Source organism: Dietzia sp. Cai40 (assembly GCF_014145165.1).
Classification (GTDB): domain Bacteria; phylum Actinomycetota; class Actinomycetes; order Mycobacteriales; family Mycobacteriaceae; genus Dietzia; species Dietzia natronolimnaea.
On sequence record NZ_JAALEB010000478.1, the window covers coordinates 1 to 2,857 of the forward strand.

Below are 2,857 nucleotides of genomic sequence, written 5' to 3' on the forward strand. Positions count from 1 at the left end.
CCCGCCCCCGGACCGTTCCGGCGCCTTTCCCTGGAGGCGTCGGAGCGGTGCGGGAACTGTCGACGAGGAGATGGCATGCGATCACTGGTGGGGCCTGTCCCGGAGCCCGCGGAACGAGTGAGCTCGGCGCTGCGCCGGTGCCCCCGGGCCACCCTGGGTCTACCCTCCGGCCCGGGCGCCGTGACCCCTCCCGGGGTGGGCCTGGTGCACCAGGTGCCCGGGACCGCCGACCTCTGGGTCGCGCTACCGACGGCCTACGCGGTCACGATCGGCGTGGGCGGGGTGCGGGCGAGGCTCGAGGTCCTGGACGAGATCATCGGGGGAGCGGCCGAGGGGCGCTGTCGCCGCATCGTCGTCGTCGAGGGTCGTGTGGAGCTGCCGGGCGTGCGCGCCCAGCGCCGCACCGCGGGCGAGATCGCCCGCGACCTCCCCGACCCCGTCCTGTTGGACGTGGGGACCGGTGTCGCGTTGGTCCGGCTCCGCGCGGAGCGGATCGTGCTGACCGACGACGACGGGGTGACCGACATCGACCCCGAGGACCTGGCGACCTCCGGGCCCGACCCCTTCGCCGACCTCGAGGGGCACTGGCTGGACCATCTCAACGACCCGCGCTGCCAGGTGGTGCCGCGGATGGCGCTGCGCGTGTGCCGCTGCCTCCCGGCAGAGCGGCCACTGCTGGTCGGCATCGACCGCGCCGGGGTGGACATCGAGCTCGTCGGGCGCGACGGGCGCATCCACCGGGAGCGGCTGCCCTTCGCCGAGGCGTGCGTGAGCGTCACCGAGTTGGGCACCCAGCTCCGCCTGCTCGCCGGGGGGTCGCGATACCCTCTAGACCGTGCTGCTCTCCGACCGTGACCTCCGCTCCGAGCTCGCCGACGGGCGGCTCACGATCGACCCCCTCGACTCTTCGCTGATCCAACCGTCGAGCATCGACGTCCGCCTGGACAGCCTGTTCCGCGTGTTCAACAACTCGCGCTACACCCACATCGACCCGGCGCAGCAGCAGGACGACCTCACCGAACTCGTCGAACCCGCGTCAGGGGACCCGTTCGTGCTGCACCCGGGCGAGTTCGTCCTGGGGGCGACCCTCGAGTGCCTGGCCCTTCCCGACGACCTGGCGGGCCGGCTCGAGGGAAAGTCCTCACTCGGTCGACTCGGTCTGCTCACGCACTCGACCGCCGGGTTCATCGACCCGGGGTTCGAGGGGCACATCACCCTCGAGCTGTCCAACGTGGCCAACCTGCCCATCACGCTGTGGCCGGGGATGAAGATCGGCCAGCTGTGCCTGTTCCGGCTGTCCAGCCCCGCCGAGGTCCCGTACGGCACCGCCGCGACGGGCTCGAAGTACCAGGGACAGCGCGGCCCGACCGCCTCCAAGGCGTACCTCAACTTCCGCTGACCGGAACTGTTACCGACCCGGGCCCGTCGGCGACCCGGGCCCGTCGGCGACCCGGGCCCGGCCACAGTACGCTCGTCCCGCGTTCACCCCGGTGTTCCCGGGAGGTCGTCCGGGGACGGTAGAACTGCGCTATGCGTATGACCGTGTTCGGGACCGGGTATCTGGGGACCACCCATGCCGCCTGTATGGCCGAGTTGGGTCACGAGGTGCTGGGTGTGGATGTGGACGAGGCGAAGATCGAGCGCCTGCGGGCCGGTGAGGTGCCGTTCTACGAGCCGGGGTTGCCGGAGATCCTGAGGCGGCAGGTGGAGGCCGGTCGGGTGCGGTTCACCACGGATTATGCCGAGGCCGCGGAGTTCGCGGACCTGCACTTCATCGGGGTGGGTACCCCGCAGCGCAAGGGGGAGTTCGCGGCCGACACCTCGTATGTGGAGGACGTGGTGGCCCGGTTGGCGCCGCTGTTGACCGCGGATGCGGTGCTGGTGGGCAAGTCGACGGTGCCGGTGGGGACGGCGGCGCGGTTGCAGGAGATCGCCGACTGGCACGCCCCCGCCGGGGTGCACGTCGAGGTGGCGTGGAACCCGGAGTTCCTGCGGGAGGGTTTCGCGGTGGCCGACACGCTCACGCCGGATCGGATCGTGATCGGGGTGCGTGAGCCGGGTGGGCCGGTCGAGGAGACGGTGCGCGGGGCGTACGCGCCGATCCTGGACTCGGACCCGTGTCCGGTGATCGTGACGGACCTGGCGACCGCCGAGTTGGTCAAGGTCAGCGCGAACGCGTTCCTGGCGACCAAGATCAGCTTCATCAACGCGGTGTCGGAGGTGTGTGAGGCGGCGGGCGCGGATGTGACGGTGTTGGCGGACGCGATCGGGATGGATCCGCGGATCGGTCGGCGCTTCCTGGGTGCCGGTCTGGGCTTCGGTGGGGGGTGCCTGCCCAAGGACATCCGGGCGTTCATGGCCCGCGCCGGGGAGTTGGGTGCCGATCAGGCGATGTCGTTCCTGCGGGAGGTCGACTCGATCAACATGCGGCGCCGGGAGCGGATGGTCGATCTGGCGACCGAGGCGTGCGGGGGGATGCTGATCGGCAAGACGATCGCGGTGCTGGGGGCGGCGTTCAAGCCGGACTCCGATGACGTGCGCGACTCCCCGGCGTTGAACGTGGCCGGGATGCTGTCCCTCAAGGGGGCGCAGGCGGTGGTGTACGACCCGCAGGCGCTGGACAACGCGCGGGCCCTGTTCCCGACGCTCGCGTACGCCGACTCGGCGATCGAGGCGTGTGAGGGTGCGGACGTGGTGCTGGTGGCCACCGAGTGGGCCGAGTTCCTCGAGTTGGACCCGGCGGCCGTGACGGCGGTGGCGCGCGGGCGGATCATGCTGGACGGCCGCAACTGCATGCCCGCCGACGACTGGCGCGCCGCCGGCTGGACCTACCGCGCCCTCGGCCGCGGGGTGAGCG

General features: G+C 71.6%; 3 protein-coding genes. All 3 read left to right on the forward strand.

The window, feature by feature from the left end; genetic code table 11:
• The first annotated feature begins 75 nt into the window (after positions 1-75).
• Complete coding sequence (locus G6022_RS16100) at positions 76-855, forward strand: hypothetical protein (RefSeq protein WP_017838406.1); 780 nt, start codon at positions 76-78, stop codon at positions 853-855.
• Positions 836-1,399, forward strand: coding sequence for a dCTP deaminase (gene dcd / locus G6022_RS16105; protein WP_182692005.1), 564 nt, complete (start codon positions 836-838; stop codon positions 1,397-1,399). The genes G6022_RS16100 and dcd overlap by 20 nt, the downstream gene beginning before the upstream one ends.
• 131 nt (positions 1,400-1,530) lie before the next feature.
• Positions 1,531-2,857, forward strand: a 1,327-nt coding sequence (locus G6022_RS16110) for a UDP-glucose/GDP-mannose dehydrogenase family protein (protein ID WP_182659594.1), incomplete at its 3' end; no start/stop codon positions are given.

Coding starts and splice junctions, on each gene's coding strand:
- G6022_RS16100 (WP_017838406.1), top strand. CDS start 76: ATGCGATCACTGGTGGGGCCTGTCCCGGAGCCCGCGGAACGAGTGAGC.